This window comes from Marivita cryptomonadis, assembly GCF_002115725.1.
In the GTDB taxonomy this organism is placed as follows: Bacteria; Pseudomonadota; Alphaproteobacteria; order Rhodobacterales; family Rhodobacteraceae; genus Marivita; species Marivita cryptomonadis.
The window spans coordinates 25,339-51,052 of sequence record NZ_JFKD01000018.1; the positions used below are offsets into that span (position 1 = coordinate 25,339).

Here is a 25,714-nt window from a genome sequence, read left to right on the forward strand (position 1 = left end):
TCATTGTGCAAAGGCTGCGTAAATGCCCAGAACGGCGGGTGTGGCCGCGCAAACGCAGGCCAGCCCGTGTTTCCAGCCTCTATGCTGCGCGGTGATCCGCACCAGCCCGCCCAAGGCAAGGCCAAGGCCGATCAACCCTCCCGGCAAAGCGATCACGCCGATCATCCCTATTGAGAGCCACGGTTCGACAAGCCCAGACCGCATGAGCAACCACAATGTCAAAGTCGCGACACCAGCCGCGGCGCAAAGGCCGATGCCTTGTACGACGGCCTGACGCGCCAATGTGAAGGCAAACGCCACAGCAAGGCTGCTGATATAGAAGGCAAGAAGCGCAAGAGCCAAGAGCATGGGCGTGGTTTTCCGGGATCGGGCAAAAAAGTAAACCGTTTTCATCATGTCGCCACTCTGTGGCCCAGCTTGTACCGGATTCATCGGGCACGTTTCGGATCGAACAGGATCAGAGGGGATGTTTTCTTGCATGGCAGTTGCGCCTAATGTGCCGGCTATGGCAGGCGGAAAACCCAAATCAACAACTCAGCAGGGGCCTCGACTGGACAAGCCGAAGGCAAAGCGAAGCCGTGCCCGCAAGGAACCCGGTGTTGTCGACAAGATCCTCGCACCCTATCGCTGGCTGGTGAAATGGGGTTTTCGCACCGGGCTGGGGCTGGTCTTTCTGGGGTTGGTGATCGTTGGTCTTTTCGGCGTGGTGAACCCGCCGACCACCCACACGATGTGGTCCGAAGGCCGCCGTCTGGGCGCGCCTGTTGATCAGGTATGGGTTGATGCGGACCAGATTGCGCCGGTGATGTTCCGGTCTGCCGTGGCGGCGGAGGACGCGAATTTCTGCCTGCATTGGGGGTTCGATGTCGAAGCGATTCAGGCGGCGATCGAAGCGGGTGGCGCGCGCGGGGCGTCAACAATTTCGCAGCAGGTCGTGAAGAACGTCTTTCTGTGGCAGCAACGATCCTGGGTGCGCAAAGGCATGGAGGCGGTGCTGACCCCGGTGTCAGAGGCAATGTGGTCCAAGCGGCGCATCCTTGAGCTTTATCTGAACGTCGCTGAATTCGACGAAGGTGTGTTTGGCGTTCAGGCCGCTGCACGACATTATTTTGGCGTCGATGCAAGCGATCTGAGCGCGCTGCAAGCGGCGCGGCTGGCCGCAGTCCTGCCGTCGCCCAAGACGCGATCCGCTTCGAATCCCAGCAATTTCGTGGAACGTCGCGCGCGGTCGATCCGGGGCGGGGCAGAGACCATCAATCAGGACGGTCGGGCGGCCTGTTTCCAGAATTGATCCCGTGCGGGTGAGACGAAAACCGCGCGTCGGGGATTAATCGGACCCCGGCCCATTGTATTGCGGGGCGCTTCACGGCAATTAGGAGGGACCATTCACCCTTGTTCGAGACTTGTTTCGCATGGCCAAACTCTATCATGTTCCGTTGTCGCCGTTCTGCCGCAAGGTCCGGCTGAGCCTTGCGGAAAAGAAGATCGAGTGCGAGCTGGTGGAAGAGAAATACTGGGAGAAAGACCCGGATTTCCTGCGCCGCAATCCCGCTGCCAAGGTGCCCGTTCTCAAGATCGACGGGCGCACGATGGCCGAAAGTGCCGCGATCTGTGAATATCTCGAAGAAAAATACCCCGAGCCGCCGCTGATGCCACGCTCGCTTGATGCGCGCTACGAAGTGCGACGTCTGGTGGGGTGGTTCGACGACAAATTCCACAACGAGGTCACGTCGAAACTGCTTTATGAGCGGGTCAACAAGAAGGTGACCAAGCAGGGCTTTCCCGACAGCGCCAATGTCAAGGCAGGGGCCAAGGCGATCAAGTATCATCTCGACTATATGGCGTGGCTTCTGGATCATCGCCGTTGGCTGGCCGGCGATACGATGACGCTGGCTGATTTCGCCGCGGCCGCGCATTTGTCCTCGCTGGATTATATCCGGGACGTGGATTGGAACCGCAGTGCCGTGGTCAAAGACTGGTACGCCAAGATCAAATCGCGCCCGGCGTTCCGGTCGATCCTTGCCGATCAGGTACCCGGCTTCCCGCAACCGCCACATTATGCCGATCTGGATTTCTGAGGCGCGCCCGATTTTTCGTCCGAAAAATCGGAGATTGGGGGGCCAGCCCCCCAAACCCCCCGGCATATTTGAAAAAAGAAGAAGCTGGGAGCATGGATGGATTTTACGGCCCGACTGAAAGAGCAGGCGTTGAACGAAGGGTTCTCGGCCTGCCGCATTTGCCGACCTTGGGATGTGCCAGACGTTCCTGGGCGGCTGCAAGCGTTTTTAGAGGCTGGTTTTCACGGACAGATGGGCTGGCTTGCCGAGCGTTCGCGTTGGCGTGGCGCGCCGCAGGTGCTGTGGCCCGAGGCGCGTTCGGTGATCATGCTGGCGGAAAATTACGGGCCGGAGCACGATCCGCTGGAGGTACTGGAGCGTCCTGAGCTGGCAGCGATTTCTGTTTACGCTCAGAACCGCGATTATCATGATGTGGTCAAGAAGCGGCTCAAAAGGCTGGCGCGCTGGCTGATTGCCGATGCGGGTGGCGAGGTTAAGGTGTTTGTCGATACTGCCCCAGTGCCCGAGAAGCCTTTGGGCCAGGCGGCAGGGCTTGGTTGGCAAGGCAAGCATACCAATCTCGTCTCGCGCGAGTTGGGGTCGTGGTTCTTTATCGGCTCAATCTTTACCACACTTGATCTAACACCGGACGCGGCAGAGGTGGATCATTGCGGATCGTGCCGGGCTTGTCTGGATGTGTGTCCGACCGATGCGTTCCCTGCGCCGTACCAGTTGGACGCTCGGCGCTGCATTTCCTATTTGACGATTGAACATAACGGGCCTGTCGATGAAGAGCTACGCGGGTTGATGGGCAATCGCATCTATGGCTGCGACGATTGTCTGGCGGTGTGTCCGTGGAACAAGTTTGCCAGTCGCGCTTCCGAGGTGAAATACCACGCGCGGGACGATCTTAAGGCTCCAGACCTCGCGGACCTAGCACAGTTGGACGATGCCGCGTTTCGAGAGCGGTTCTCGGGGTCTCCGATCAAACGGATCGGGCGCAATCGGTTTGTGCGCAACGTGCTCTATGCAATCGGCAATTCCGGGTCGCCGCGTCTGCGTGCCGTGGCGCAAGTCTTGGTGGATGATCCCGACGAAACCGTTGCCGATGCGGCGCGTTGGGCCGCGATGCGACTTGCCGATGTCGCAAACACGCGGGCCGGGTCTGGCGACTAGGCTAGGTCAGTCGCAGGAGGCGGGTTTATGGCAATTCTACTGGGTGTGGACACTGGCGGCACGTATACCGACGCGGTGCTGATGCGCGACGAAGACGCGGTGATTGCCAGTGCCAAGGCGCTGACGACACGGCAGGATTTGGCCATCGGTGTCAGCGAGGCAGTGAAGGCTGTGCTGGCGGCGTCCTTTGTGTCTCCGCAGGACATTGCCTTGGCGTCTTTGTCGACCACATTGGCGACGAATGCGCTTGTCGAAGGGCAAGGTGCGCGGGTGGCGCTGATCTATATCGGGTTCTCTGAACGCGATCTGGCGGCGCAAGGTCTGGCCGACGCGCTTGCTGGTGATCCGGTGCTGGTGACAGCCGGTGGGCACAGCCATAGTGGGTCGGAAGTCGCACCTTTGGACGTCGCGATGATCGCTGATTGGGCGGCGGCGCAGGATGTGTCGGCCTTTGCCATCGCGGCGCAGTTCGGTACGCGCAATCCAGCGCATGAAGTGGCGGCGCGCGAGGCAGTGCGGGCGGCGACGGGGCGGCCTGTCACCTGCTCGCACGAATTGTCGGCCAAGCTGGGGGGGCCGAAGCGGGCGTTGACGGCTGTGCTGAATGCGCGGCTGATCGGGTTGACCCATCGGTTGATCGGGCGGGCCGAAGGGGCGCTGCGAGAATTGGGGATTGATGCGCCACTGATGGTGGTGCGGGGGGATGGCGCGTTGATGTCGGCGGCGCAGGCGCAGGAACGGCCGATCGAGACTATTCTGAGCGGGCCTGCGGCCTCAATCGTGGGTGCGCGCTGGTTGACCGGCGCAGATCAGGCGTTGGTGTCGGATATTGGTGGGACGACAACTGACATTGCCGTGCTGCGAAATGGTCAGCCGGTGATCGACCCTGATGGCGCACGGGTTGGTCCGCATCGCACCATGGTCGAAGCGGTGGCGATGCGAACGCACGGGTTGGGCGGTGACAGCGAAGTGCACTTGGCCACTGAAGGTTTGACCGGTGGTGTGACGCTTGGGCCAAGGCGCGTGCTTCCGATCGCTCTTGTGGCGCAGGATGCGCCTGAGGTCGTACACAAAGCGCTGGACGAGCAGATGAACCGCGCAGTTCCCGGCGAATACGATGCGCGGTTTGTGCGTCGGGTCGAGGGGCAGGATGCGGTTGGCTTGCTAGAGCGCGCGCAGGCGGTGCTCGACCGGATCACTATCGCGCCACAGCCCTTGGGCGCTGTTGTGCAGACGCGGCTTGAGGCGCAGTCGCTGCGCCTTCTGGTGTCGCGCGGGTTGGTTCAGGTGGCTGGGCCGACGCCGACAGATGCGCTGCATGTGCTGGGGCGGTTCACCCATTGGGATGCGACCGCGTCGGAAAAGGCACTGGCCTTGTTGGCCCGAAACCGGGCGGGATCAGGGGAAAAGCATGCCCAGACTCCGCAAGAGATGGCGGAGCAGATCGTTGATGCGCTGACGCGTGCAACCGGGACCGTGCTCTTGGAGGCGGCGTTTGCCGAAGACGGAATGGAGAATCCGACCGCACTCGCCCAGCATCCGCTGCTGGCGCGCGGGTTGCGGCAAACTCCGGGGTTGGTGCACCTGACTGCCGGCCTATCGGTCCCCGTTGTGGGGTTGGGTGCGTCGGCGCAGACCACCTATCCTGCGGTTGGGCAGTACCTGAACGCCGAGATGCTGTTGCCGGATCACGGCGATGTCGCCAATGCCATCGGGGCTGTCACAGGCCGGATCAGGATGCTGCGCGAGGGCTTGGTCAGCAGCCCGTCGGAAGGGCTGTTCCGGGCGCATCTGCCCGATGCGCCGCAGGATTTCCGCGATGCGGATGCGGCAATGGCGATGCTGGAATCAACCCTCAGCGCCGCCGCGATTGAAGACGCCGAAGCGGCAGGTGCCGCATCGGTGCATGTTCAGGTCTGGCGCGAGGTTAAACGGGCTGAAATCGAAGCGCGCGAGATGTTTGTGGAGGCGCGGATCGTGGTCGAAGCGACGGGGCGGCCCCGGATTGCGGCTCACACGGACGAGACCGGGCTGTAACAAGGGTTGGACTTACGGCTGCGCACGCCATTTATATGTCCAGACGACGAATGGAGGTGCCCGTATGGCCAAATACGAAAAGAACCCGGACGTGATTGCCACGCTGTCACCCGAACAGTTTTACGTCACGCAGGAAAGCGGGACAGAGCGTCCGGGCACCGGGGAATACCTCGATAACAAGGAACCCGGCATCTACGTCGATGTCGTCAGTGGTGAGCCGCTGTTTGCCAGTGCCGACAAATACGAGTCCGGCTGCGGTTGGCCCAGCTTTACCAAGCCGATCGAACCCGCGCATATCAATGAACTGCGCGACATGTCCCACGGGATGATCCGCACCGAGGTGCGTTCGACCCATGGCGACAGCCATCTGGGTCATGTGTTCCCGGACGGTCCGCAAGACCGGGGTGGTTTGCGCTATTGCATCAATTCCGCCAGCCTGCGGTTTATCCATCGTGACGACATGGAGGCCGAAGGCTATGGCGCTTATCTGGATCAAGTGGAGGATGTGGCATGACTGAACGTGCAGTACTGGCCGGCGGCTGTTTCTGGGGGATGCAGGATCTGATCCGCAAACTGCCCGGCGTGCAGGAAACCCGCGTCGGCTATACCGGTGGGGATGTTCCCAACGCGACCTATCGCAATCACGGCACGCATGCCGAGGGGATTGAGATCATTTTCGATCCATCTGTGATTTCGTATCGCAAGCTGCTGGAGTTTTTCTTTCAAATCCACGATCCCACCACGCCGAACCGGCAGGGCAATGACCGTGGTCTCAGCTATCGCTCGGCGATCTACTATGTGAACGAGGCGCAGAAAGAGTGCGCGCTGGACACCATCGCCGATGTGAATGCCAGCGGCATCTGGCCAGGCCGGGTCGTCACCGAGGTCGAACCCGTGGGGGATTTCTGGGAAGCGGAACCAGAGCATCAGGATTATCTTGAGCGGTTCCCGAACGGCTATACCTGCCACTTCCCGCGCGCCGACTGGGTGCTGCCCAAACGCGACGCGGCAGAGTGATTTTGCCCGGCGGGCAAGGTGACCAAAATCTGTGAGATGCAATCGAAAGGGCCGGATCATTGTTCCGGCCCTTTTTTGTGATCAGCGTGCTTTTTCGACGATCAGTTGAGGCACGCCGTCCGACGTCTTTCGGTGGCTTTGACCATTCTCGCCAAGCGTGCCCCGGATACGGTGACGCCAGTTGGAAAAGCTGTCGAACCTGACCGTATCGATAGGGTGATCCAGTTTGATTTCGATCTGCCGCAGATGCTCAGGGCCGGACAGTCCGATGATGCGGCCGTTGAACGCCTGACCTAGGTACTGGCCTGACACCGTGTCACCCAGCGCAAGTTCGTGCGGTGCATTACCGTGCGCGATCCGCGCATGCAGGGTGTTCCAATCGCGTGCGCCGTGTTGTTGTGCGATCAGTTCGAGCGCCTGTGCATGCGTGACGACCGTACCTTTGGCCTGCAATGCCTGCCTAAGCGCCTTTGCCTGCGTCTTTGCGGTTTCGAGGGACAGATCCGTCATGTCGCCTCACATTCATGGTATGCGGTGCACATCGCAACGCGCGGTTGGGGTCGTGGATCGCGGATTTCGGCTGTCTGGTTTGAGTGTCGTTCTGACATTGCTCACATCTCCAGTGAGGCATTTCGGACGGGGAGGGGGCCTGCGTTACCCACCTGCGAAATGCTTCGAGGGTGAGACAGTGTTCACGTTCCGGGCTTCACCATGACGAATGTCAGCAGGCGGCAGGTGCCCGGCACCTGGACGCGCTCGTATACTGAAGGGCGCGTCAGGGCAACCCGAGCCGACGTGAAGACTGGTTTCGTCTGTTTTCAGGCTTTTTTGCCACCGATGCGGGGCTCGGTCCCAGCCTTGAGGCGGGCGAGATTCTCGCGGTGTCGCCAGATGATCAACAGTGCAAGGATCAGCGTCAGGAAAAACACCTGACCTTGACCGACCAACAGGCACCACAGCGTTGACCATGATGCGGCGACCAGCGCCGAGAGGCTGGAAATGCGGCTGATGACGGCGGTGGCCAGCCATGTGGCGCAGGCCAAAAGACCCACGGGCCATGCAAGGGCAAGCATTAAGCCCAAGAATGTTGCCACCCCTTTGCCGCCCTTGAAGCCAAGCCAGATCGGAAAGCAGTGCCCCAGAAACGCCGCAAGCGCCGCGATCTGCGCCGCCGCTTCGCCGGCGAACTCGCGGGCCAATAACACAGCGACCGCGCCCTTGGCCCCATCCAGCAGAAGGGTCGCCGCAGCGGCCCCTTTGTTGCCGGTGCGCAGCACGTTGGTCGCGCCGATATTGCCCGATCCGATCTCACGAAGATTGCCCAGACCCAGTGCTTTGGTCAAAAGCAAGCCAAACGGAATCGAGCCAAGCAAGTAGCCGATGGCGGCCCAAAGGACGTAGAGTGCGAGGCCTGTCTCAAGCGTTGGCATCAGGTGCTCCGGTAGACCGAGTTTCCGCTGACAAAGGTTTCCAGAACCTTACCCTGCAAGCGCGCGCCGTCAAAGGGCGTGTTTTTCGACTTGGACAGCAGTTTGAATCGGTCGAGCACAATGGGCTTGTCTGGATCGAAGAGAACCAGATCGGCAGGCGCGCCTTTGGTCAGGCGACCACAGTCCAGACCAAGCCGCTTGGCCGGGTTCAGCGACAGTGCACGGAACAGCGTTGGCAGATCCAGATCGCCGGAATGATAAAGCCGCATCAGCACAGGAAGCATGGTTTCCAGACCCACAGCCCCGCTTGCCGCCTCCTCGAAGGGCAGGCGTTTGCTTTCCTCGTCTTGCGGTGTGTGAAACGATCCGATCACGTCGATCAAGCCGGATTTTACTGCCTCGACCACCGCCTGTCGGTCATCCTCGGACCGCAGCGGCGGCTTGACCTTGAAGAAGGTGCGATAGTCGGCAACGTCATATTCATTGAGCGTCAGATGGTGCATCGACACGCCAGCCGTGACATCGAAGCCATTGCGCTTGGCCCGTTCCAGTGCGGGAAGGGCGCGGGTCGTGGTGATCTGGTCAGCGTGGTAGCGCACACCAGTCATTTCGACCATTGCGATATCCCGGTCCAGCCCCATGCGTTCCGCCATTGGCGTGACGCTGGGCAGACCGCGAAGGGACGCAAACTTACCCGATGTGGTTGCGGCACCAGCGGACAGATTGGGTTCCTGCGGATGGCCGACGACCAACGCGCCCAACGCGCGGGCATAGGTCATCGCGCGGCTGAGCACTTTGGTGTCACGCACCACGCGGTCACAATCGGTGAACGCAACAGCCCCGGCATCCATGAGAAAACCGATCTCGGTCATCTCGCGCCCTTCGCGCCCCTTGGTCAACGCGGCCATGGGCAGGACGTGCACTGGTGCCGCCTCGTTGGCGCGGCGGCGTACGAACTCGAGCGTTTCCGGTGTGTCGATGGCGGGGTTGGTGTCAGGACGCGTGACGATGGTGGTCACGCCACCTGCCGCAGCGGCCAGTCCAGCTGATCCATAGCTTTCCTTGTGCCGTTCACCGGGTTCGCAGATCTTGACGCCGATATCGACAATGCCGGGTGCCAGGTATTTTCCGCCCGCATCGCGGCGGTTTTCGGATGGCACTTTGTCAGTACCGATCTCCGGGGTCGGCGTGTCGAACACCTCGGCAATGATGCCATTGCGCACAAGGATTGCGCCGGGCCTGACGTCTGCTGCCTCTGGATCGACAAGGCGGGCATTTGTGAGGAGAAGGGTCATGTCACGCCGCCTGTTTCTGACGCGCTGCGTTGATCTGGTCGATCACCGCACCGGTGTCCGGCTGGTATTTGATAAGGTGCTTATCGCCAGATTTGGTGATGATCTGTACCGATCCGGCAATCGTCCTTACCTTGGTGATGTCATCAAGTCGTGCCTTCCGCTCATATGGGCCTGTGAGGCTGGTGTTGTTCATCGTCCATACCTCGTCCATGATTTCATCCGCCATATACCATCCGCGCAGAGCAACGGCGGCAAATCCGCCAACCGCACCAGTCCAGACATGTGGATTGCCCAGTGCCCAGAGGATCAGCATCCCGGCTGCCATCGCAAACGCTGTCATGACCGCATGGGCGCGGATGTAGGTGGTCATATCCGGTTTGAATTCGATCATAAAAACTTTCAGATACAATCAGTTAAGCGTGAAGCGGGCAATGATGATCGCAAGTGGGATCAGGACAGAAAGACCAACAACAACCCATAATCCGATGTTCGTTTTGGGTGTGGGTCCCCCGGCGACAGTACCGACCACGCCTTTGGCAGAGTTGGTGCGGATCGGGGTGGCGATTGTCGCAACTTTCGGTTCGTTGAATGTGCCTATCCAGCGCAGCGGGTTGGAGATCGCGAGGTCTTGTTCTGTGTGGTCAAACGCTTGCGACGGCAACACTAGCGCGAACCCGGTCAGCGCATCCAGCCGCGTGCGCATCGCCTGAAAATCGGCACCGGAAACGTCATGCGCATTGATCAGATATTGCGACAGGGACATATCGCCCAGATCGCGGATGTTGATCACTTCGACAAAGGCCGACCGAAGGGATTTCGCGCCAAGAGCGTATTGCATCGGCCATTCGCCCGTGCCCGCCTGTGTGGTGAAGCGCTCGATCGCCTCGCGGGGAAGGTCGATGTGAAAGACCCGGATCACACCCCGTTCGCTGCTTTTGATGTGCATTTCCGTGCTCATACCATGACGCCTTCGGACTGCGCCTCGCGTCTTTCGCGCAGCGACCGCGCGAGCAGGTCCATTGCGGCCATGCGCACCGCCACACCCATTTCCACCTGTTCCTGAATGACTGAGCGGTTGATATCGTCAGCCAGCGTGCCGTCAATCTCGACCCCGCGATTCATTGGGCCGGGATGCATGATAATGGCGTCGTCCTTGGCAAAGCTCAGCTTTTCTGCGTCAAGGCCATAGCGGTGATAATATTCCCGCTCGGACGGGATGAACCCGCCATCCATGCGTTCTTTTTGAAGGCGCAGCATCATCACGACATCGACGTCCTTGAGCCCTTCGCGCATATCCTCAAAGACCTCGACCCCGAACTCTCCGATACCGGTTGGCATCAGTGTCGGTGGGCCGACAAGGCGCACGCGGTTTTCCATCTTGCCCAGCAGCAGGATGTTCGACCGCGCCACACGACTGTGAGCGATGTCGCCGCAAATGGCGATCGAGAGCCGATGCAAACGCCCCTTTGCACGGCGGATTGTCAAAGCGTCCAGCAGCGCCTGCGTCGGGTGTTCGTGCTTGCCGTCGCCGGCGTTCAGAACCGCGCAATTCACCTTTTGTGAAAGCAAGTCTACCGCGCCTGAATGCGGATGTCGGACTACCAAAAGATCGGGATGCATCGCGTTCAGCGTCAGCGCGGTGTCGATCAGGGTTTCGCCCTTTTTCACCGACGACGCCTGCATCGCCATGTTCATCACATCTGCGCCCAAACGTTTGCCCGCCAGTTCGAAACTGGCCTGCGTCCGGGTGGAGTTTTCGAAGAACATGTTGATCTGCGTCATCCCCGCCAGAACATCCGTACTCGGCGTTCGCTTACGGTTGCGGTCGGCATATTGGTCTGACAGATCAAGCAGCGTTGTGATTTCGTCAGGGCGAAGGGGTTCGATCCCAAGCAGGTGTCTTTGTGTGAAGATCATATGAGAGCCTTAGAACCCGGAGCAGCCCGGTTATAGGAGTCCTATTGCGATGCAGCAAGCCAACTCCTTTGGGACCTCGGCAGCGAACCGCAAAATCTAAATGTAGCGATAAACCTAAAAAATTACTCTCCATATAGTTGACGACATTCGTCATGGTCAATACAATCGTTCGTAGAACTTGTGGGGAAAACATGAATATTAACAAGACCTTCACTGGCCTCTTTTTAGGGGCCGGGCTCTTTCTCTCTGCCTGCGCGGAACAGGCGCAGCGCGTGCCTGCGACATACATTCCCAGCATCGTCTATCGCGGTGCCAACTGCCAGGAACTGTACAACGAGCGGGTTACTCTTGCCGGTTACGTCCGACACGTTACCGCCGAACAGCGAAAAGCTGCACAATCTGACACCGTGTTTTTCACGGCAAGCGCCCTAATATTCTGGCCGGCAATTTTTGCTTTGCCAATCAGCGTTGACCAGTCTGCACAGCTTGCCAGTGCGCGCGGTCACTACGACGCGATCTCCAAAGCAATGATTGAACAGGGATGTGTTGCCGGCGCTGGCCCTGCACGCCATGCGCCAACGATGATGGGAAAGGTCGCTCCTGCCCCGTCACACGTTCAGACGTACTCTGCGCCACAGCCCATCCTTCCCAACTGGAAGCGCTATCCGGGGCAGTTCCCCCCGTTGTGACCTGAACACCAAGGGCGGCGGTGTAACGCCGCTTTTGTCGGCCTGTCGCTCAGGCTAGGTTGCAGTCATGGATTCGCAAATAGACTGGCATGCTGCGCGTGCTGCCCTTGAATGGCAGCTTGAGATGGGTGTGACCGAGACAATCTCGGAAACGCCCATCAATCGCTTTGAACAGGCTGCGCCGCCGCCGAAAGCGGGTGTCGGTTCCGGCGTTGCCGCGCCCTCTGTTCCGGTTCACGCGGTGCCAGAGGTTGATCCGGTAGCCGAGGCCGAAGCAGCAGCTCGCGCGGCACCTAACCTAGCCGCATTGCAGGCGGCGATGGCCGCCTACCCGCATTGCGAGCTTCAGAAAGGCGCACGAAATCTGGTGTTTTGCGATGGTGTGGCCGGGTCGCGGGTCATGATTATCGGCGAAGCGCCGGGGCGCGACGAAGACCGCATCGGCAAACCCTTTGTCGGTCGCGCTGGGCAGTTGCTGGACAAAATGCTGGCCGCTATCAATCTCGGCCGAGACCGTGACGGCGAACACGCAGTCTACATCACCAATGTCTTGCCGTGGCGTCCGCCGCAGAACCGCGACCCAAAGCCTGATGAAATGGCGATGATGCTGCCCTTCCTGAAGCGCCATATCGCGCTGGCCAAACCTGAAGTTCTGGTTGTGATGGGCAATATCTCGTGTCAGGCTCTTTTGGGCAAACGGGGCATCACACGCCTGCGCGGCCAATGGGCCGAGGCCGAAGGGCTGCCCGTGATCCCGATGTTCCATCCAGCCTACCTTCTGCGCAACCCGTCCGCCAAGCGTGAGGCTTGGGCCGATCTGCTCGACCTGAATGCGCGACTGACCATGAAAGCCTGATCCATGAGCCGTATTGACGATTCCAAAGACTTCTTGCCCATCCGTATCGCCGTTCTGACGGTCAGTGATACGCGGTCACTTGACGAAGATCGCTCTGGCGACACGCTGGTCGGGCGGATCGAAGGTGCAGGGCATATCGTGGCGGACCGCAAGATCATCCAAGACGAGCGTGATCAGATCGCAGACCAGCTCCGCGCATGGTGCGATCAACCCGATATCGACGTTGTCATCTCCACAGGTGGCACAGGTTTGACCGGTCGTGATGTAACGGTCGAGGCGCATCGCGATGTCTATGAAAAAGAGATCGACGCTTTTGGCACCGTGTTCACGATGGTGTCGTTCCAGAAAATCGGCACAAGCGCCATTCAAAGCCGTGCAACGGGCGGTGTGCGCAATGGTACATACCTCTTTGCACTGCCCGGCAGCCCCGGTGCCTGCAAGGATGCGTGGGACGAAATTCTGAGCCTGCAACTCGATTACCGGCACCGGCCTTGTAACTTTGTCGAGATTTTACCGCGATTGGACGAGCATCTGCGACGGAAATAGCAATTCTCTTCGTGTAACGAAGAGATGTGTTATTGGAAAACATTCAGTTCTGGCTACCTGTTAGGCAGAATGGATAATGAGGATTGTCGTTTATGCGGTTTCTGCGCCGTAGCCTGACCGGGCTTTTTCTACTTTCGCTGACGCTTGGGCTCTTGGCTTACGCCGGAGTTCAAGTGCGCGATGCGGTGCAAGAGCGGATGGCGCAAGAACCGCGCAGCTTTCCGCAGCGTGAACGTGTGTTTGCGGTCAATATCGTGCCCGCGAACTTCGAAACGGTCACACCGGTTCTGACAGCCTTTGGTCAGATCGACAGTGTGCGGACTTTGGAACTGCGCGCGGCGGTTGGCGGACGTGTTCTTGAAATCGCGCCCGAGTTCATTGAAGGCGGATCCGTCACCGAAGGCCAAATGCTGGTGCGGATTGATCCGACCGATGCCGAAGCGGTGTTGCAGCGGGTTGAAAGCGATATCCTCGATGCCGAGGCCGAAAAGCGCGAGGCGGAACGCGCAATCATTCTTGCACGCGATGAACTCGTCGCCGCCGATGAACAAGCGACGCTGCGAGAACGCGCGTATCAGCGGCAGGTCGATTTGCAGGATCGCGGCGTCGGTACTGCAGCGGCAGTCGAAGTCGCTGAACTTGCAGCAGCGCAGGCGCGGCAGGCGGTTCTGTCTCGCAGACAAGCCGTCGCACAGGCAGAGGCGCGCATTGATCAGGCAACAACACGCCTGTCCCGTGCCGTCATTGCCGAGGCCGAAGCCCAGCGACGACTGGATGACACGCTGATCACGGCGGATTTCTCGGGCACCTTGGCGGATGTGTCGGTGGTGCAGGGGCGGCTGGTGTCGTCGAACGAACAACTTGCCCGCCTGATCGACGCGGACGCGCTCGAAGTGGCGTTTCGGGTCTCGACCCAACAATTCGCACGTTTGCTGGACGAAAGCGGGCAACTGACACAGTCGGATGTCACTGTAATTCTGGACGTCTTCGGGACCAACCTGACTGCGACCGGCACGCTCAGCCGCGCCGGCGCTGCCGTGGGCGATGGCCAGACCGGGCGGCAATTGTTTGCCACCTTGAACAGCGCACCGGGTTTCCGTCCCGGAGACTTCGTGACCGTGCAGATCGATGAGCCGCCATTGGAGAATGTGGCGCATTTGCCTGCATCTGCATTGAACGCGGCGAACGAGGTGTTGGTGATCGAAGGGGAAGACCGGCTAGAGGTCTTTTCCGTAAACCTGCTGCGCCGTCAGGGCGATGATGTTCTGGTGCGCGCACGGGGTTTGGAAGGGCGCGAGGTTGTGGCCGAACGGACCCCGCTTCTCGGCGCGGGTATCAAGGTGCGCCCATTGCGCGAGGCTGGGCAGGCTGCGCCGGAAGAGCCTGAAATGGTCGAACTCACCGAAGAACGCCGCGCGCGTTTGACGGCTTTTGTGCAGTCCAACACGCGGATGCCGGAGGAGGCGCGCCAGCGCATTCTGCAACAGCTCTCCCAAGGCACCGTGCCTGCGCAGGTCGTTGAACGAATCGAATCCCGGATGGGGGGCTAAGGCATGGTGCGGGTTCTGTCAGGCAAGGCCGGGGGCATCCTCAGCTATTTTGTGCGCCACCGGACGGTCGCAAACCTTCTGCTGATCTTGTTGCTTGCGGCAGGTGCGGTGTCGATCCCGAACATGCGCGCGCAGTTCTTTCCGGATGTGATCGTCGATGATGTCGATGTGTCGGTTGTCTGGGATGGCGCAGGTGCCGATGATGTGGATCGTGGTATCGTGCAGGTGCTTGAACCAGCCGTATTGTCCGTGGAAGGTGTTGAAAGTTCTGAAGCGACGTCGCGCGAAGGACGTGCCAGTATCCGGCTGGAATTCGAACCCGGCTGGGACATGTCACGCGCCGCTGACGATGTGCAGACCGCGATTGACGCGGTGTCCACTTTGCCCGCCGATGCCGAAGACCCAGTGGTCCGTCGTGGCACATGGCGGGACCGGGTCACCGACCTGGTCATCACGGGCCCCGTGGGCGTTGATCAACTGGCAAGATTTGCCGATGAACTGAGCGCCCGGCTGTTCGCCGAAGGGGTTACCCGCACCACCATTCGGGGCCTTTCTGCTCCGCGTACCGTGATCGAAGTGCCTTCGGCCAACTTGATCGCTTTTGATATCTCCATGCGGCAGATCGCCGAAGCGATTTCACAAGAGGTTGATGCCGATCCAGCGGGCGACGTCGGCAATGCCAACACCCGCGTCCGCACTGGTGTCGAAAAGCGCAGCGCCGAACAGATCGCGGATATTGTGCTGCGGTCGAACCCTGATGGATCAAACCTCACCGTAGGGGATGTGGGCACGATCATTATCGAAGGTATTGATCGCGAACGCAGCTACTTCGTGGGCGAAAACCCTGCGATCTCCATTCGCGTCGACCGCAGCGATCAAGGCGACGCGATTGCGATTCAGCGCAAAGTCGAAGAGGTGGCGACAGAATTCGAAGCCTCTTTGCCCGCTGGTGTGTCCGTCGACCTCATCCGCACCCGCGCCGAAGCGATTACCGGGCGTCTGGACATCCTGCTTGATAATGGTCTGACGGGTCTTGGACTGGTGGTCTTGTTGCTGTTCCTGTTCCTGAATGCGCGTACAGCCTTTTGGGTGGCCGCAGGCATTCCTGCAGCGATGATGGCGGCGATTGCGCTGATGTATGCGGGTGGGATCACTATCAACATGATCTCGCTCTTTGCGCTCATCATCACGCTGGGCATCGTTGTCGATGATGCCATCGTCGTGGGCGAACATGCCGATCATCTGGCGCGATCTGGCCTTCCCCCGGTCGAGGCGGCGGAACGTGCAGCACAACGTATGGCACTGCCAGTTTTTGCTGCAACGCTGACCACGATCATTGCGTTTTTTGGTCTCGTGGCGATTGGTGGTCGATTTGGCGATCTGATAGCCGACATTCCCTTTACCGTGATAGCTGTTCTTGCTGCGTCTTTGGTGGAATGCTTCCTCATTCTGCCGAACCACATGGCCCATGCCATCGCCCACAGTGCCAAGGAACACTGGTACGATATCCCGTCCCGCGTGGTGAACCGGGGCTTCCGCTGGATGCGTGAAACGATGTTCCGTCCCTTCATGGCGTTGATCATTCAGGCGCGTTATGCGGTGTTGGCGGGTGCTGTGGTGCTGCTGGCCTCTCAGGCTGCGCTGTTCATCCGGGGCGATGTGCAATGGCGGTTTTTCAACTCGCCGGAACAAAGCTCTGTCACTGGCAATTTCGCAATGGCCCCCGGTGCCACCCGCGAAGACACGTTCGAAATGATGCGTATCTTCCAGAGATCGGTCGAAGATGTCGCGAAAAGCTTTGAAGACCGGCATGGCGTCAATCCGATTGACTACGTGATCGCCGAAGTCGGCGGCAATGCCGGGCGCGGCATCGCCGGGGCTGACACCAAGGACGCGGATCAGCTGGGCGGCATCTCGATTGAATTGATAGACGCCGATCTTCGCCCTTTCTCCAGCCGCGCGTTCGTGACCGAATTGCAGGACAGCGTGCCGCGCCACCCGATGGTGGAAACCATCAGCTTTCGAAGCTGGGGCAGCGGACCTCAAAGCGATGCTTTGGACGTACAATTCTATGGCGCCAGTGCCGACACGCTCAAGGCCGCGTCCGAGGATTTGAAAACCGCGCTGCTTCAGTATCCCGAAGTGTCGGCTGTCGAAGACACCCTTGCCTATGACAAGGAAGAACTGATCCTCGAACTCACGCCGCAAGGGCAGGCGTTGGGCTTTACCATCGACGGTCTGGGCAGCGTTCTGCGCGCGCGTCTTGGTGGCGTCGAAGCGGCGACCTATCCCGACGGCCCTCGCAGCGCCGAGATACGCGTGGAACTGCCCATCGGTGAACTAACAGCGGATTTTCTTGAACGGACCCAAATGCGCACGCCTGAGGGCGCGTATGTGCAGTTGGCCGATATTGTCAGCGTCGAACGCCGCACCGGGTTTTCCACAGTTCGCCGCGAGAACGGCATCCGTTTGATTTCCGTCACCGGGGACATCTCGGAAGACGATCCGGCGCGGGCAAATGACATCATGTTGGCGCTTGAGACAGAGATCCTGCCCACCATCGCCAGCGAACGTCAGGTGGACTACCGCTTGTCGGGCCTCAGCGAGCAAGAAGGCGATTTCCTGAACGACGCGCGTACGGGCCTGATCCTGTCATTGCTTGCGATCTACCTCGTGTTGTCATGGGTGTTTGCAAGCTGGACGCGCCCCTTGGTGGTTATGTCCGTGATCCCGTTTGGTCTGGTCGGCACGATCTATGGGCACGCCGCATGGGACGTCCCGCTGAGCATGTTTACCGTGGTCGGTCTCTTGGGGATGACCGGGATCATCATCAACGATTCCATTGTTCTGGTGACGACGATCGACGAGAAGGCACAGGACCGTGGCTTGATCCCATCGATCATTGACGGCGCTGCCGACCGACTGCGCCCGGTTTTCCTAACTACAGCGACCACGGTTCTTGGACTTGTGCCTTTGCTCTACGAACAATCCAGCCAAGCGCAATTCCTGAAACCGACGGTGATCACCCTCGTTTATGGGCTGGGGTTCGGGATGTTCCTCGTGCTGCTGATCGTGCCGTCGCTGATTGCCATTCAGAACGACATCGGCCGTCTGACCCAGACCGCCCGGCGCGGCTTGCGGTTCCGACAGGGCGGTATCCGTGTGCTTTTGGGCACCGCATCAGCGTTGATTGTGGCGTGGCTGGGCGCAACGATGGGGGCTTTTGCCCTGACCGGCGCGCTGCCTGAGATACTTCGATCGGCACTGGCGGACACGCCTTTGGGCGGAGACCTGACACTTGCACGAAGCCTTGGTTTCTTCTTGGTTGGAGCTGCAGTTATCTGCCTTACGGTCTACCTGCTCTCTGCTGTCGCGCTTGTGGTCTCTCGGATGCGCAGCCGCTCGGCCTGACGCTCAGGACGTACATCCAAGGATATCGACGGCGCGGGCAGTCCCGATCACGGTAAACCGCAGATCCGAGCGGTTCAAAGCAAAGCTGCCCCCCTCTACGTGAACAAGGCGCGTGCTGGCGTGCAGCATACCGTCATCGCGGCGACTGTCGGGCTCTGCAACCCAGACATGCGGGTTTCCAGCCTCGACCACGACATATTCCGTGCCGCCGGCCGATGGCATGTCGATACGTGCGTGCAGCACCAGTGCGCCGTCCGCTCCCGGTTCGATTGAGCAGGTCACACCGCGCACTCCGGCCTCGGATGCAGTATAGGGTCGGTTCGTGAGGGCCGCCGCAATCATCGGGTCTGGCCGTGTGACATTGGGCGGCAAGGTCGCAGTGAACCGCAGATTGGCCGGGATGCAGATGTCCTTGCAGATGCCGATTTGCATCTCACCGGACAGATACATGTTTTGGTCAGTGTTTTGCGCGGTCATTTGCAGCGGGATCACCACTTCGGACTTGTAGCCGACCGATCGCATCCCCTGTTCAAAGAACACCATAGGTGTCGGCCACTTGGCCGAGATCGTGTGGATGTTCTTCGAATCGTTCCAGTCGAATTGCGGAGGAATCCCCACATCGCCGGGAGCACGCCAATAGGTCTTCCATCCCGGTTCCAGCACAATGTGCAGCGCGGCCATATGTGTGCCGTCAGCCATCCGCCAACCCGGACGCAGTTCGACCAGGGACAGGCCCGTCGTGTCCGAGGCCGCGGAAACCGTCGGAGTAACGAGGCCAAAAGCCACGGCCAGGACTGTCATGAGGGTACGAAGAAAATGCGTCATCCATTAGCAGATGGCGGTTTTCCGCCGCGATGAAAAGTCACAAACGGGCGATCCGTCGTGTGCAGGGCGTGTCTGTGCTCTTGCAACCCCACGCATCGCTGTCCATGTTCTTTTCGTGAGCCAGAAAACATCCATCACAGACCTGACCGGGCAAATGCTGATTGCGATGCCGGGGATGCCTGATCCCCGGTTTGAGCACAGCCTGATTTACCTGTGCGCCCACTCCTCGGACGGCGCTATGGGGTTGATCATCAACAAGCCCTCCGCCGAGATGAGTTTTGAAACGCTTGTCGACCAATTGCCGATCGAGAATACAGGCAACCTTTCCGAAATACGCGTGCATTTCGGTGGTCCCGTCGAAGTGGGCCGCGGTTTTGTTCTGCATTCGCCGGATTTCCAATCCGACATGACGACGTTGCAGGTGGATGACGCCTTTGCGATGACTGCCACGCTGGACGTTCTGGAAAGCATCGCGCAGGGCACAGGCCCAGACAAACGCCTGATCGTTCTTGGCTACGCGGGATGGGGACCTGGACAGCTCGAACGTGAAATCGCTCAGAATGGCTGGCTGGTTTGCGAGGCTGACAGTGAGTTGGTGTTCGACACTGTGGATACCGAAAAGTGGGAAGCCGCGCTTGGCCGTCTTGGCATTTCACCGCTGGTCCTGTCGTCGGCGGGCGGGCGCGCCTAAGAAGCGCGTGCCAGAGGTGAAACCTTCGGGTAGGGCGCTGCCCCTCGTCCCGGACTGTCTCCGAGACTTACCCTGAAGCATTTGTAAAACGAAAAGCTCAGGGCCGGGTCTGAAACACCCACGCGCCCGCGTCATTCAAATGGCGAGTGGCCCGCCCTTCATGCCAAAGGTGCTGGCAATGCGCCATCGCCTCGACCAGAGCCAAGCCATATTCGCCGTCACCGATGGTCCGCTTGAACAAGGGCGCAAAACAATCCCCTGCCGATTTCGGCGTGTCCAGATGCGCTTCGAGCCGACGCAAGGCGCCGTGGTGGTTTTCGATCAACTGGTGCAGACGCAGCGGCAGACCCGTAAAAGGCAGTTTGTGGCCTCCCAGAACCAGATGATCATCCCGCGCGATGGTGGACAGGCGTTCGCAGGATTCCAGCCAATCCGCGACCGGATCAGCCTCGGGTTCAGTCGCGTAGACCCCGATATTCGAACTGATCGATGGTAGGATTTGGTCGCCCGCAAGGATCAGGTTGTCATCCCGCGACCAGAACGTGGCGTGTTCGGGCGCATGTCCATTGCCGATATGAATGTCCCATGTCCGCCCACCGGCGCTGATCGTATCGCCATGCTGTATGCGGGTGTAGCCCAGCGGCAAAGGGTCAACGCAATCGGCAAAGTTGAACGGGCGTTCCGTTCGGCGTTTGTCCAGAACATCGGATGCCATCCCGCAGCGGGTCCAAAAAGTAAGGGTTTCCGCGCTGGGCACCGGCTGTTCGTCAAGCTGCAGCATTCGCGCCATCAGCCACGCCGTGCGCGTTGTAATCAGGTCAGCGCCATGTTCGGACTTCAACCAACCTGCCAGCCCGACATGGTCTGGGTGATGGTGTGTGACGATCACGCGGTGAACCGGTTTGCCCCGCAGCGGACCCTCCAGCAGCCGGGTCCAGATCGCCTTGCCGCGTTTTGATGCGAAACCTGTGTCGACAATGGTCCAGCCGTCGCCATCGTCCAACGCATAGGCATTGACGTGGTCCAGCTTCATCGGCAGCGGCAGGCGAATCCAGAGAATGCCCTCAGCAACCTCTGTGGCGCTGCCTTCTTCTGGTGGTGTGTCCCAAGGGTAGCGAATTCCGCCTGTGCTTCGATCTTTCATGCGGCAAGATCATCCATGCTCAAGGCATAGAGGTCATCCGCGCCCTGCCGTGCGTGGGTCAGCAGACCGACATGTTCGGGCAACAGGCTGTGGATATAGAAGGTGGCCAAACGTTCGTGTTTGCCACCCCGATCTGCGCGTGCGGCCTTGAGGTGGAAATGTGCACCAAGCACCCGGGCAAAGCCCCGCAAATAGGGCACCGACCCGGCGAAGCGGTCCTGCGCGCCATGCGCGACCATCCACTCGGTTGTTTCTCGTAGCGTTTCACAAGCCTGCCAGACGGCCTCTGCCAAATCCGGCAACGCCGTGCGCGCCGCTTCGGCATCGGCCTCCATCTCGTCGAGCAGGCGATAGGCGGCTTCACCCCCATCCATCAGCTTGCGCCCGACAAGGTCCATCGACTGAATGCCATTGGTGCCTTCGTAAATCGCGGTCACACGCACATCGCGGGAATATTGCGCCGCGCCGGTTTCTTCGATGAATCCCATACCGCCATGGACCTGCACGCCAAGTTCCGCAACGTCAATCCCCGTATCGGTTCCGAACGCCTTGGTGATCGGGGTCAGAAGTGCCGCGCGTGTGGACCAATCGGTGTGTCCGGTGGCGGTTTCCATGTCGATTGCGACCGCATTGGCAAGTGCGATGGCGCGGGCGGCAAAGGTGTCGGCCTTCATCGTCGCCAGCATGCGGCGGACATCGGCATGGTCGGTGATCGTATTATGCTCGGTCCGGCCCTGCTTGCGGCCTTCAGCATAGGCCAGCGCGTGCTGATATGCTCCGTCGGCCACGCCAATGCCCTGCACACCCACACCAAGACGCGCGTTGTTCATCATGGTGAACATGGCACGCATACCATCGTTTTCTTGGCCAATCAGCCACCCCGTCGCGCCGTCATACTGCATCACGGCGGTCGGGCTGCCATGCAGACCCATCTTGTGCTCCAAGCTCACCACCTTCAGGCCATTGGCCACCCCGGGAACACCGTTATCGTCAGGAAGGCGTTTGGGCACGAGGAACAGGCTGATCCCCTTGGTGCCCGGGACCGCGTCTGGAAGGCGGGCCAGAACCAGATGGCACACGTTCTCGGTGATGTCATTGTCGCCCCAAGAGATGTAGATCTTCTGCCCCGTGATCGCATAGGTGCCGTCGCCCTTGGGTTCGGCCTTTGTGGTGAGGGCACCCACGTCGCTCCCGGCTTGCGGCTCGGTCAGATTCATCGTGCCCATCCATTCGCCGGAAATCAGCTTGGGCAGATACAGGTCCTTGATGGCATCGCTGGCGTGATGCTCCAACGCCTCGATCTGGCCTTGCGTCATCAACGGCGCCAGTTGCAGCGAAAGGCACGCCGCGCTCATCATTTCATTGACCGCAGTCGTCATGGCCATGGGCAGACCCATCCCGCCGTACTTCGGATCAGCCGCAATCGCGATCCACCCACCGTCTGCGATGGCGCGGTAGCCCTCGGCATATCCCGGCGACGTGCGCACGATCCCGTTCTCGAGCTGTGCTGGATGCAGATCGCCTGCACGCTGAAGCGGCGACAGGATGTCTTCACACAGCTTTCCCGCTTCGCTCAGGACGGCCTCTACAGTTTCGGGCGTCGCCTCGGCGAACCGTTCTGTTGCGGCAACCTGGCCAAAGCCGACCACATGGTCGAACAGGAAACGGATTTCGGAAACAGGGGCGCGGTACGACATAGTCAACTTTCCTCGGGCGTCAGGACTTAAGTTCTGTGGCTTGGCAATTGCGAGCTGGATCGCTAAGCAACCGACAGCTTTTGATGCGACCCTGACGAATGCGGCCCACCCCATCAACAAGAACGCGGCGTCATAACTCATGAACACCACCTTGCCTGATATGTTGCCTGACACCCAAATGGGCCACGCCGCAGCCGCGGCTGTTCTGCGATCGGGCGGGTTGGTCGCCTTCCCGACCGAGACGGTATACGGATTGGGTGCGGATGCTTGCGACGATCACGCTGTTGCACGGATTTTCGAGGCCAAGGGCCGACCCAGCTTCAATCCGCTGATCGTGCACTTTGCCGATCTCGACATGCTCAAACAGCACGTCCACTGGACCCCAGAGGCAGAGCTTCTGGCGCAGACCTACTGGCCCGGCCCGTTGACACTGGTCCTGCGCAAACAGGGGGACAGTCCGATCTCGCCATTGGTGTCCGCGGGTCTAGATACAATCGCGGTGCGCCTTCCGGTCCACGCCTCTGCGCGCGCTGTGCTGCGCGCATTTGGTGGCGGCGTTGCGGCCCCTTCGGCCAACAGGTCCGGTCAAATCAGCCCCACGCTGGCGCGCCATGTGGCCGACAGCCTTGGCGCGCGGGTCGCTGCGATTCTCGATGGTGGACCGTGCAAGGTTGGTGTCGAATCGACCATTGTCGGTCTCACCGACAAACCTGTCTTGCTGCGCCCCGGAGGCATCACCGAACAGGAACTGGCACAGACACTCGGTCGCCACCTTGCTGTGCGCCATAAGGCCGAGGCAATTTCTGCCCCCGGTCAACTGATGTCCCACTACGCGCCGACAGCGCTGGTGCGCCTCAACGCGACCGAATGGGAGCCGGGAGACCTGCGTCTCGGGTTCGGCGATGTGGACTGCGACCTCAACCTGTCCGAAGCCGAGGATTTGGTCGAGGCAGCGGCGCATCTCTTTGACTATCTGCACCGCCTCGATGCAATGGCCGGGGGCACAATCGCAGTCTCGCCTATTCCACACGAAGGGCTAGGTATCGCGATCAACGACCGCCTCAGCCGCGCCGCAGCACCGCGCGAAGGATAACCCGAATGACATCGCAGACAGATACAAGCCGACCGCCCGTCGGCCTCATCGCGCTGTTGTCGGCCTGCAATTTTGTGATCGGCATGGGCGCTTTCGTAGTGATCGGCATGGTGCCTCTGCTGGCCTCTGACCTCGATGTCAGCACCGCTGCAGCCGGAGGGGCGATGACCGCCTATGCGCTGGCCTATGCAGTCCTGTCTCCGATTTTGGTATCCGTCACCGGTCGGATTGGCCGACGCCGTGTGATCGCCGCTGGAATGGCGATCTTTGCGCTGGGCGCACTGCTGGCGGCCCTCGCGCCGAACGTGACAATCCTTTACATCGCCCGCGCTTTGGCCGCCGCTGGCGCTGGCGTGGTCACCCCTGTGGGCGCTGCGGTGGTTATGGCGTTGGCGGCACCTGCCGCGCAGGGCAAGGCCATCTCGGCCTTCTATTTCGGTCTGACGTTGTCTCAGGTGATCGGTGTCCCTGCAGGAGGCTGGATCGCCTATACCTTTGGCTGGCGCATGGCCTTTTGGATGGTGCTGGCGCTGGCGATCCTGTCCGCGATCCTGATCTGGGTCCGAGTGCCTGCTGGCCTGCGCTTTACGCCGGTGTCGCTTTCTGATCTGGGCCGCGCGCTGAAAGATGGGCTGATCATGGGCGCGGTGCTGTTCACCGCAACCTTCCTTGGTGCGATCTACATTCTCTTCACCTATCTCGCGCCACTGCTCGAACAGACGATGGGCTTTGGCCGTGACGGGATCACGCTTGTCCTTCTGGTGTTCGGTGCAGGCGCTGTTGTGGGCAACCTGCTGGGTGGGTTTCTCACCGACCGTCTAGGGTCTGTCGCATCGCTGGTGCTGCTCTGTCTGGGTCAGATCATTCTAATGCCGATCTTTTCCGGCCTGCCGCTGGCCCCGTGGATGGTGCTGGTGCTGGCCTTCGTCTGGTCCGCCTTCGGTTGGTCCTTCATGGCACCGCAACAGGTGCGCCTGATGCAGCTTGCGCCAAACCTCGCGGGCGTCGTGCTCGCCCTCAACGCTGCCGCGATCTATGTTGGCACTGCGTCAGGTTCTGCTGTGGGTGGCCTTGTGCAAACCGTCGGTGACCTCACATGGCTGGGCGCCGCAGCCGGAATTGCGGCGCTCGGCGCGCTGGGGCACCTCTTGTGGTCCCACCGCGCTGCAAATCTCCGCGCGGCCCGTCAGTCGAACTTCCAAAGCGCGGGAACAAAGCTGTAGGCATCGCCATCGCGCATCACATGTCCGACACCGGGGAAGGGGAAGTGATATCCCAGAACCGCCATCCGATCCGTCGCCGCCATATCCAAGAGCCGCGTGCGCGTCGCCACGGTCTGATCCCCGTCAGCATCGAAACTGTTGTACCAGTCGGGATGCGCAAAGTTGGTGTAGGCGTGGCTCATCGCATCGCCCAAAGCGATCAACTGCTGCCCGCCGCTTTCCACCACCACAGCCATATGGCCGGGCGTATGGCCGGGCGAATCGATCACCCGCACACCGGGCACGACTTCGAACCCGTCCGACATCAGCTCCCATTCAGCACCATCGACATTGATCGAATTCTGCGCACCGACAACGAATTGCTGCATCTCGGCAGGCACCTGCGACGCCAGCCCGTCCTGCATCCAGTAATCATGCTCGGTTTCGCCAAGGTAATAGGCCGCGTCCGGAATGATCGCCTCATCGAAATCGTCACGGACGCCCCAGATGTGATCCGGATGCGCATGAGTGATGACCACGTGCGTGATGCCAGAAGCGTCGATCCCTGCCGCATCCAGATTGGCCCAAAGCCGCCCGGCGGTGTCCATGAACCGGTTGCCGGATCCCACATCGACCAGAACGGTGTTGCCCCCGATCTCGACGATCAGGTGATTGGTGTGGGATGTGTTGGTTTCGGTCGACAGGTAGTGCGCGGCCAGAAACGCCTGCACCTCGGCCGGATCGGCATTCACGCCCAGACCATCAGTCGGCAGGCTCAGGTAGCCGTCAGAGACAATCGTGATCTTGGCCTCACCCATGGTGAAACGGAAATAGCCGGGATTGCCACCCTCCGGCCCACCCAGTTCAGCAAATGCCTGCGCGCCCGGAAGCGCAAAGGCCGGCATTGCGGCGGCGGTTTTCAGAAAGGACCGGCGGGTTGGGCGCAAAAGCATTGTGTCTCCTCCCAGAGATAAATTCAATTTTGTGAATAACATTACTGTCCGCCATGCTGCAATTCTGATTTTCAGCTTTATCGCTATGGGGGAGGAATTGATTTTAATTCCCCCATATCGGGAATTTC

At 60.2% G+C, this 25,714-nt stretch carries 25 protein-coding genes; 14 read left to right on the top strand and 11 right to left on the bottom strand.

What is annotated here, in order from left to right; all coding sequences use genetic code 11:
- Positions 1–396: a hypothetical protein gene (locus MCRY_RS17685; protein WP_085632335.1), complete on the bottom strand. Its 396-nt coding sequence runs from the start codon at positions 394–396 to the stop codon at positions 1–3.
- Positions 397–505: 109 nt separating this feature from the next.
- On the opposite strand from MCRY_RS17685, the gene mtgA reads away from it, so the two are divergent.
- The 6 genes from mtgA (at position 506) to msrA (ending at position 6,287) form a co-directional block, all read left to right on the top strand.
- Positions 506–1,291, top strand: a complete 786-nt coding sequence (gene mtgA / locus MCRY_RS17690) for a monofunctional biosynthetic peptidoglycan transglycosylase (RefSeq protein WP_085632433.1) — start codon at positions 506–508, stop codon at positions 1,289–1,291.
- Positions 1,292–1,412: 121 nt separating this feature from the next.
- Positions 1,413–2,078 (top strand): FtsZ-binding protein FzlA, encoded by a 666-nt coding sequence (fzlA, locus tag MCRY_RS17695; protein WP_085632337.1) that lies wholly within the window; start codon positions 1,413–1,415, stop codon positions 2,076–2,078.
- Between the two features lie 96 nt (positions 2,079–2,174).
- The gene (gene queG, locus MCRY_RS17700; RefSeq protein WP_085632339.1) at positions 2,175–3,233 is read left to right on the top strand and encodes a tRNA epoxyqueuosine(34) reductase QueG; all 1,059 of its coding nucleotides are present in this window, start codon (positions 2,175–2,177) and stop codon (positions 3,231–3,233) included.
- 27 nt (positions 3,234–3,260) lie between these two features.
- On the top strand, positions 3,261–5,270 hold the full coding sequence (locus MCRY_RS17705; RefSeq protein WP_085632341.1) for a hydantoinase/oxoprolinase N-terminal domain-containing protein: 2,010 nt from the start codon (positions 3,261–3,263) through the stop codon (positions 5,268–5,270).
- Positions 5,271–5,334: 64 nt separating this feature from the next.
- The gene (msrB, locus tag MCRY_RS17710; protein ID WP_085632344.1) at positions 5,335–5,784 is read left to right on the top strand and encodes a peptide-methionine (R)-S-oxide reductase MsrB; all 450 of its coding nucleotides are present in this window, start codon (positions 5,335–5,337) and stop codon (positions 5,782–5,784) included.
- Entirely contained in the window at positions 5,781–6,287 is a 507-nt protein-coding gene (gene msrA / locus MCRY_RS17715; protein ID WP_085632345.1) for a peptide-methionine (S)-S-oxide reductase MsrA, read from the top strand. The genes msrB and msrA overlap by 4 nt, the downstream gene beginning before the upstream one ends.
- Before the next feature lie 81 nt (positions 6,288–6,368).
- On the opposite strand, the gene MCRY_RS17720 is transcribed toward msrA, so the two are convergent.
- The 6 genes from MCRY_RS17720 to MCRY_RS17745 form a co-directional block, all read right to left on the bottom strand.
- Entirely contained in the window at positions 6,369–6,797 is a 429-nt protein-coding gene (locus MCRY_RS17720) for a glyoxalase superfamily protein (RefSeq protein ID WP_085632347.1), read from the bottom strand.
- Between the two features lie 308 nt (positions 6,798–7,105).
- Complete coding sequence (plsY, locus tag MCRY_RS17725) at positions 7,106–7,717, bottom strand: glycerol-3-phosphate 1-O-acyltransferase PlsY (protein WP_085632348.1); 612 nt, start codon at positions 7,715–7,717, stop codon at positions 7,106–7,108.
- Positions 7,717–9,012, bottom strand: coding sequence for a dihydroorotase (gene pyrC, locus MCRY_RS17730; protein WP_085632350.1), 1,296 nt, complete (start codon positions 9,010–9,012; stop codon positions 7,717–7,719). The genes plsY and pyrC overlap by 1 nt, the downstream gene beginning before the upstream one ends.
- Position 9,013: 1 nt before the next feature.
- Positions 9,014–9,403 (bottom strand): hypothetical protein, encoded by a 390-nt coding sequence (locus MCRY_RS17735; RefSeq protein ID WP_085632352.1) that lies wholly within the window; start codon positions 9,401–9,403, stop codon positions 9,014–9,016.
- Between the two features lie 18 nt (positions 9,404–9,421).
- Positions 9,422–9,970 carry an aspartate carbamoyltransferase catalytic subunit gene (locus tag MCRY_RS17740; protein WP_138487773.1) on the bottom strand — a complete coding sequence of 183 codons (549 nt, stop codon included), beginning with the start codon at positions 9,968–9,970 and terminating at the stop codon, positions 9,422–9,424.
- On the bottom strand, positions 9,967–10,929 hold the full coding sequence (locus MCRY_RS17745) for an aspartate carbamoyltransferase catalytic subunit (protein ID WP_085632354.1): 963 nt from the start codon (positions 10,927–10,929) through the stop codon (positions 9,967–9,969). Before MCRY_RS17745 ends, MCRY_RS17740 begins: the two co-directional genes overlap by 4 nt.
- Positions 10,930–11,120: 191 nt before the next feature.
- Between MCRY_RS17745 and MCRY_RS17750 the strand changes: the two genes are divergently transcribed.
- From MCRY_RS17750 to MCRY_RS17770, 5 genes are all read left to right on the top strand, one after another.
- Positions 11,121–11,618: a hypothetical protein gene (locus tag MCRY_RS17750; RefSeq protein ID WP_085632356.1), complete on the top strand. Its 498-nt coding sequence runs from the start codon at positions 11,121–11,123 to the stop codon at positions 11,616–11,618.
- A gap of 67 nt (positions 11,619–11,685) precedes the next feature.
- The gene (locus MCRY_RS17755; protein WP_085632358.1) at positions 11,686–12,474 is read left to right on the top strand and encodes a uracil-DNA glycosylase; all 789 of its coding nucleotides are present in this window, start codon (positions 11,686–11,688) and stop codon (positions 12,472–12,474) included.
- 3 nt (positions 12,475–12,477) lie between these two features.
- Positions 12,478–13,020 carry a molybdenum cofactor biosynthesis protein B gene (moaB, locus tag MCRY_RS17760; protein WP_085632360.1) on the top strand — a complete coding sequence of 181 codons (543 nt, stop codon included), beginning with the start codon at positions 12,478–12,480 and terminating at the stop codon, positions 13,018–13,020.
- 92 nt (positions 13,021–13,112) lie between these two features.
- Positions 13,113–14,570, top strand: coding sequence for an efflux RND transporter periplasmic adaptor subunit (locus MCRY_RS17765; RefSeq protein ID WP_085632362.1), 1,458 nt, complete (start codon positions 13,113–13,115; stop codon positions 14,568–14,570).
- Positions 14,571–14,573: 3 nt separating this feature from the next.
- Positions 14,574–17,981 carry an efflux RND transporter permease subunit gene (locus MCRY_RS17770; RefSeq protein WP_085632364.1) on the top strand — a complete coding sequence of 1,136 codons (3,408 nt, stop codon included), beginning with the start codon at positions 14,574–14,576 and terminating at the stop codon, positions 17,979–17,981.
- Between the two features lie 3 nt (positions 17,982–17,984).
- Here MCRY_RS17770 and MCRY_RS17775 read toward each other — a convergent pair whose 3' ends face one another.
- Positions 17,985–18,806: a protein-disulfide reductase DsbD domain-containing protein gene (locus MCRY_RS17775; RefSeq protein ID WP_238939845.1), complete on the bottom strand. Its 822-nt coding sequence runs from the start codon at positions 18,804–18,806 to the stop codon at positions 17,985–17,987.
- A gap of 115 nt (positions 18,807–18,921) precedes the next feature.
- Between MCRY_RS17775 and MCRY_RS17780 the strand changes: the two genes are divergently transcribed.
- Positions 18,922–19,497 carry a YqgE/AlgH family protein gene (locus tag MCRY_RS17780; protein WP_280523437.1) on the top strand — a complete coding sequence of 192 codons (576 nt, stop codon included), beginning with the start codon at positions 18,922–18,924 and terminating at the stop codon, positions 19,495–19,497.
- A 97-nt stretch (positions 19,498–19,594) separates the two neighbouring features.
- On the opposite strand, the gene MCRY_RS17785 is transcribed toward MCRY_RS17780, so the two are convergent.
- Positions 19,595–20,641 carry an MBL fold metallo-hydrolase gene (locus MCRY_RS17785; protein WP_085632370.1) on the bottom strand — a complete coding sequence of 349 codons (1,047 nt, stop codon included), beginning with the start codon at positions 20,639–20,641 and terminating at the stop codon, positions 19,595–19,597.
- Positions 20,638–22,338 carry an acyl-CoA dehydrogenase gene (locus MCRY_RS17790; RefSeq protein WP_085632372.1) on the bottom strand — a complete coding sequence of 567 codons (1,701 nt, stop codon included), beginning with the start codon at positions 22,336–22,338 and terminating at the stop codon, positions 20,638–20,640. The genes MCRY_RS17785 and MCRY_RS17790 overlap by 4 nt, the downstream gene beginning before the upstream one ends.
- A 139-nt stretch (positions 22,339–22,477) precedes the next feature.
- Here MCRY_RS17790 and MCRY_RS17795 point away from each other — a divergent pair, with 139 nt between their 5' ends.
- Positions 22,478–23,431 (top strand): L-threonylcarbamoyladenylate synthase, encoded by a 954-nt coding sequence (locus tag MCRY_RS17795; RefSeq protein WP_085632374.1) that lies wholly within the window; start codon positions 22,478–22,480, stop codon positions 23,429–23,431.
- Between the two features lie 5 nt (positions 23,432–23,436).
- Positions 23,437–24,654, top strand: coding sequence for an MFS transporter (locus tag MCRY_RS17800; RefSeq protein WP_085632376.1), 1,218 nt, complete (start codon positions 23,437–23,439; stop codon positions 24,652–24,654).
- On the opposite strand, the gene MCRY_RS17805 is transcribed toward MCRY_RS17800, so the two are convergent.
- Positions 24,618–25,586 (bottom strand): MBL fold metallo-hydrolase, encoded by a 969-nt coding sequence (locus tag MCRY_RS17805; protein ID WP_085632378.1) that lies wholly within the window; start codon positions 25,584–25,586, stop codon positions 24,618–24,620. The two genes, MCRY_RS17800 and MCRY_RS17805, sit on opposite strands and share 37 nt — an antisense overlap.
- Between the last annotated feature and the right edge of the window lie 128 nt (positions 25,587–25,714).

Coding starts and splice junctions, on each gene's coding strand:
- MCRY_RS17685 (WP_085632335.1), bottom strand. CDS start 396: ATGATGAAAACGGTTTACTTTTTTGCCCGATCCCGGAAAACCACGCCC.
- mtgA (WP_085632433.1), top strand. CDS start 506: ATGGCAGGCGGAAAACCCAAATCAACAACTCAGCAGGGGCCTCGACTG.
- fzlA (WP_085632337.1), top strand. CDS start 1,413: ATGGCCAAACTCTATCATGTTCCGTTGTCGCCGTTCTGCCGCAAGGTC.
- queG (WP_085632339.1), top strand. CDS start 2,175: ATGGATTTTACGGCCCGACTGAAAGAGCAGGCGTTGAACGAAGGGTTC.
- MCRY_RS17705 (WP_085632341.1), top strand. CDS start 3,261: ATGGCAATTCTACTGGGTGTGGACACTGGCGGCACGTATACCGACGCG.
- msrB (WP_085632344.1), top strand. CDS start 5,335: ATGGCCAAATACGAAAAGAACCCGGACGTGATTGCCACGCTGTCACCC.
- msrA (WP_085632345.1), top strand. CDS start 5,781: ATGACTGAACGTGCAGTACTGGCCGGCGGCTGTTTCTGGGGGATGCAG.
- MCRY_RS17720 (WP_085632347.1), bottom strand. CDS start 6,797: ATGACGGATCTGTCCCTCGAAACCGCAAAGACGCAGGCAAAGGCGCTT.
- plsY (WP_085632348.1), bottom strand. CDS start 7,717: ATGCCAACGCTTGAGACAGGCCTCGCACTCTACGTCCTTTGGGCCGCC.
- pyrC (WP_085632350.1), bottom strand. CDS start 9,012: ATGACCCTTCTCCTCACAAATGCCCGCCTTGTCGATCCAGAGGCAGCA.
- MCRY_RS17735 (WP_085632352.1), bottom strand. CDS start 9,403: ATGATCGAATTCAAACCGGATATGACCACCTACATCCGCGCCCATGCG.
- MCRY_RS17740 (WP_138487773.1), bottom strand. CDS start 9,970: ATGAGCACGGAAATGCACATCAAAAGCAGCGAACGGGGTGTGATCCGG.
- MCRY_RS17745 (WP_085632354.1), bottom strand. CDS start 10,929: ATGATCTTCACACAAAGACACCTGCTTGGGATCGAACCCCTTCGCCCT.
- MCRY_RS17750 (WP_085632356.1), top strand. CDS start 11,121: ATGAATATTAACAAGACCTTCACTGGCCTCTTTTTAGGGGCCGGGCTC.
- MCRY_RS17755 (WP_085632358.1), top strand. CDS start 11,686: ATGGATTCGCAAATAGACTGGCATGCTGCGCGTGCTGCCCTTGAATGG.
- moaB (WP_085632360.1), top strand. CDS start 12,478: ATGAGCCGTATTGACGATTCCAAAGACTTCTTGCCCATCCGTATCGCC.
- MCRY_RS17765 (WP_085632362.1), top strand. CDS start 13,113: ATGCGGTTTCTGCGCCGTAGCCTGACCGGGCTTTTTCTACTTTCGCTG.
- MCRY_RS17770 (WP_085632364.1), top strand. CDS start 14,574: ATGGTGCGGGTTCTGTCAGGCAAGGCCGGGGGCATCCTCAGCTATTTT.
- MCRY_RS17775 (WP_238939845.1), bottom strand. CDS start 18,806: ATGACGCATTTTCTTCGTACCCTCATGACAGTCCTGGCCGTGGCTTTT.
- MCRY_RS17785 (WP_085632370.1), bottom strand. CDS start 20,641: ATGAAAGATCGAAGCACAGGCGGAATTCGCTACCCTTGGGACACACCA.
- MCRY_RS17790 (WP_085632372.1), bottom strand. CDS start 22,338: ATGTCGTACCGCGCCCCTGTTTCCGAAATCCGTTTCCTGTTCGACCAT.
- MCRY_RS17795 (WP_085632374.1), top strand. CDS start 22,478: ATGAACACCACCTTGCCTGATATGTTGCCTGACACCCAAATGGGCCAC.
- MCRY_RS17800 (WP_085632376.1), top strand. CDS start 23,437: ATGACATCGCAGACAGATACAAGCCGACCGCCCGTCGGCCTCATCGCG.
- MCRY_RS17805 (WP_085632378.1), bottom strand. CDS start 25,586: ATGCTTTTGCGCCCAACCCGCCGGTCCTTTCTGAAAACCGCCGCCGCA.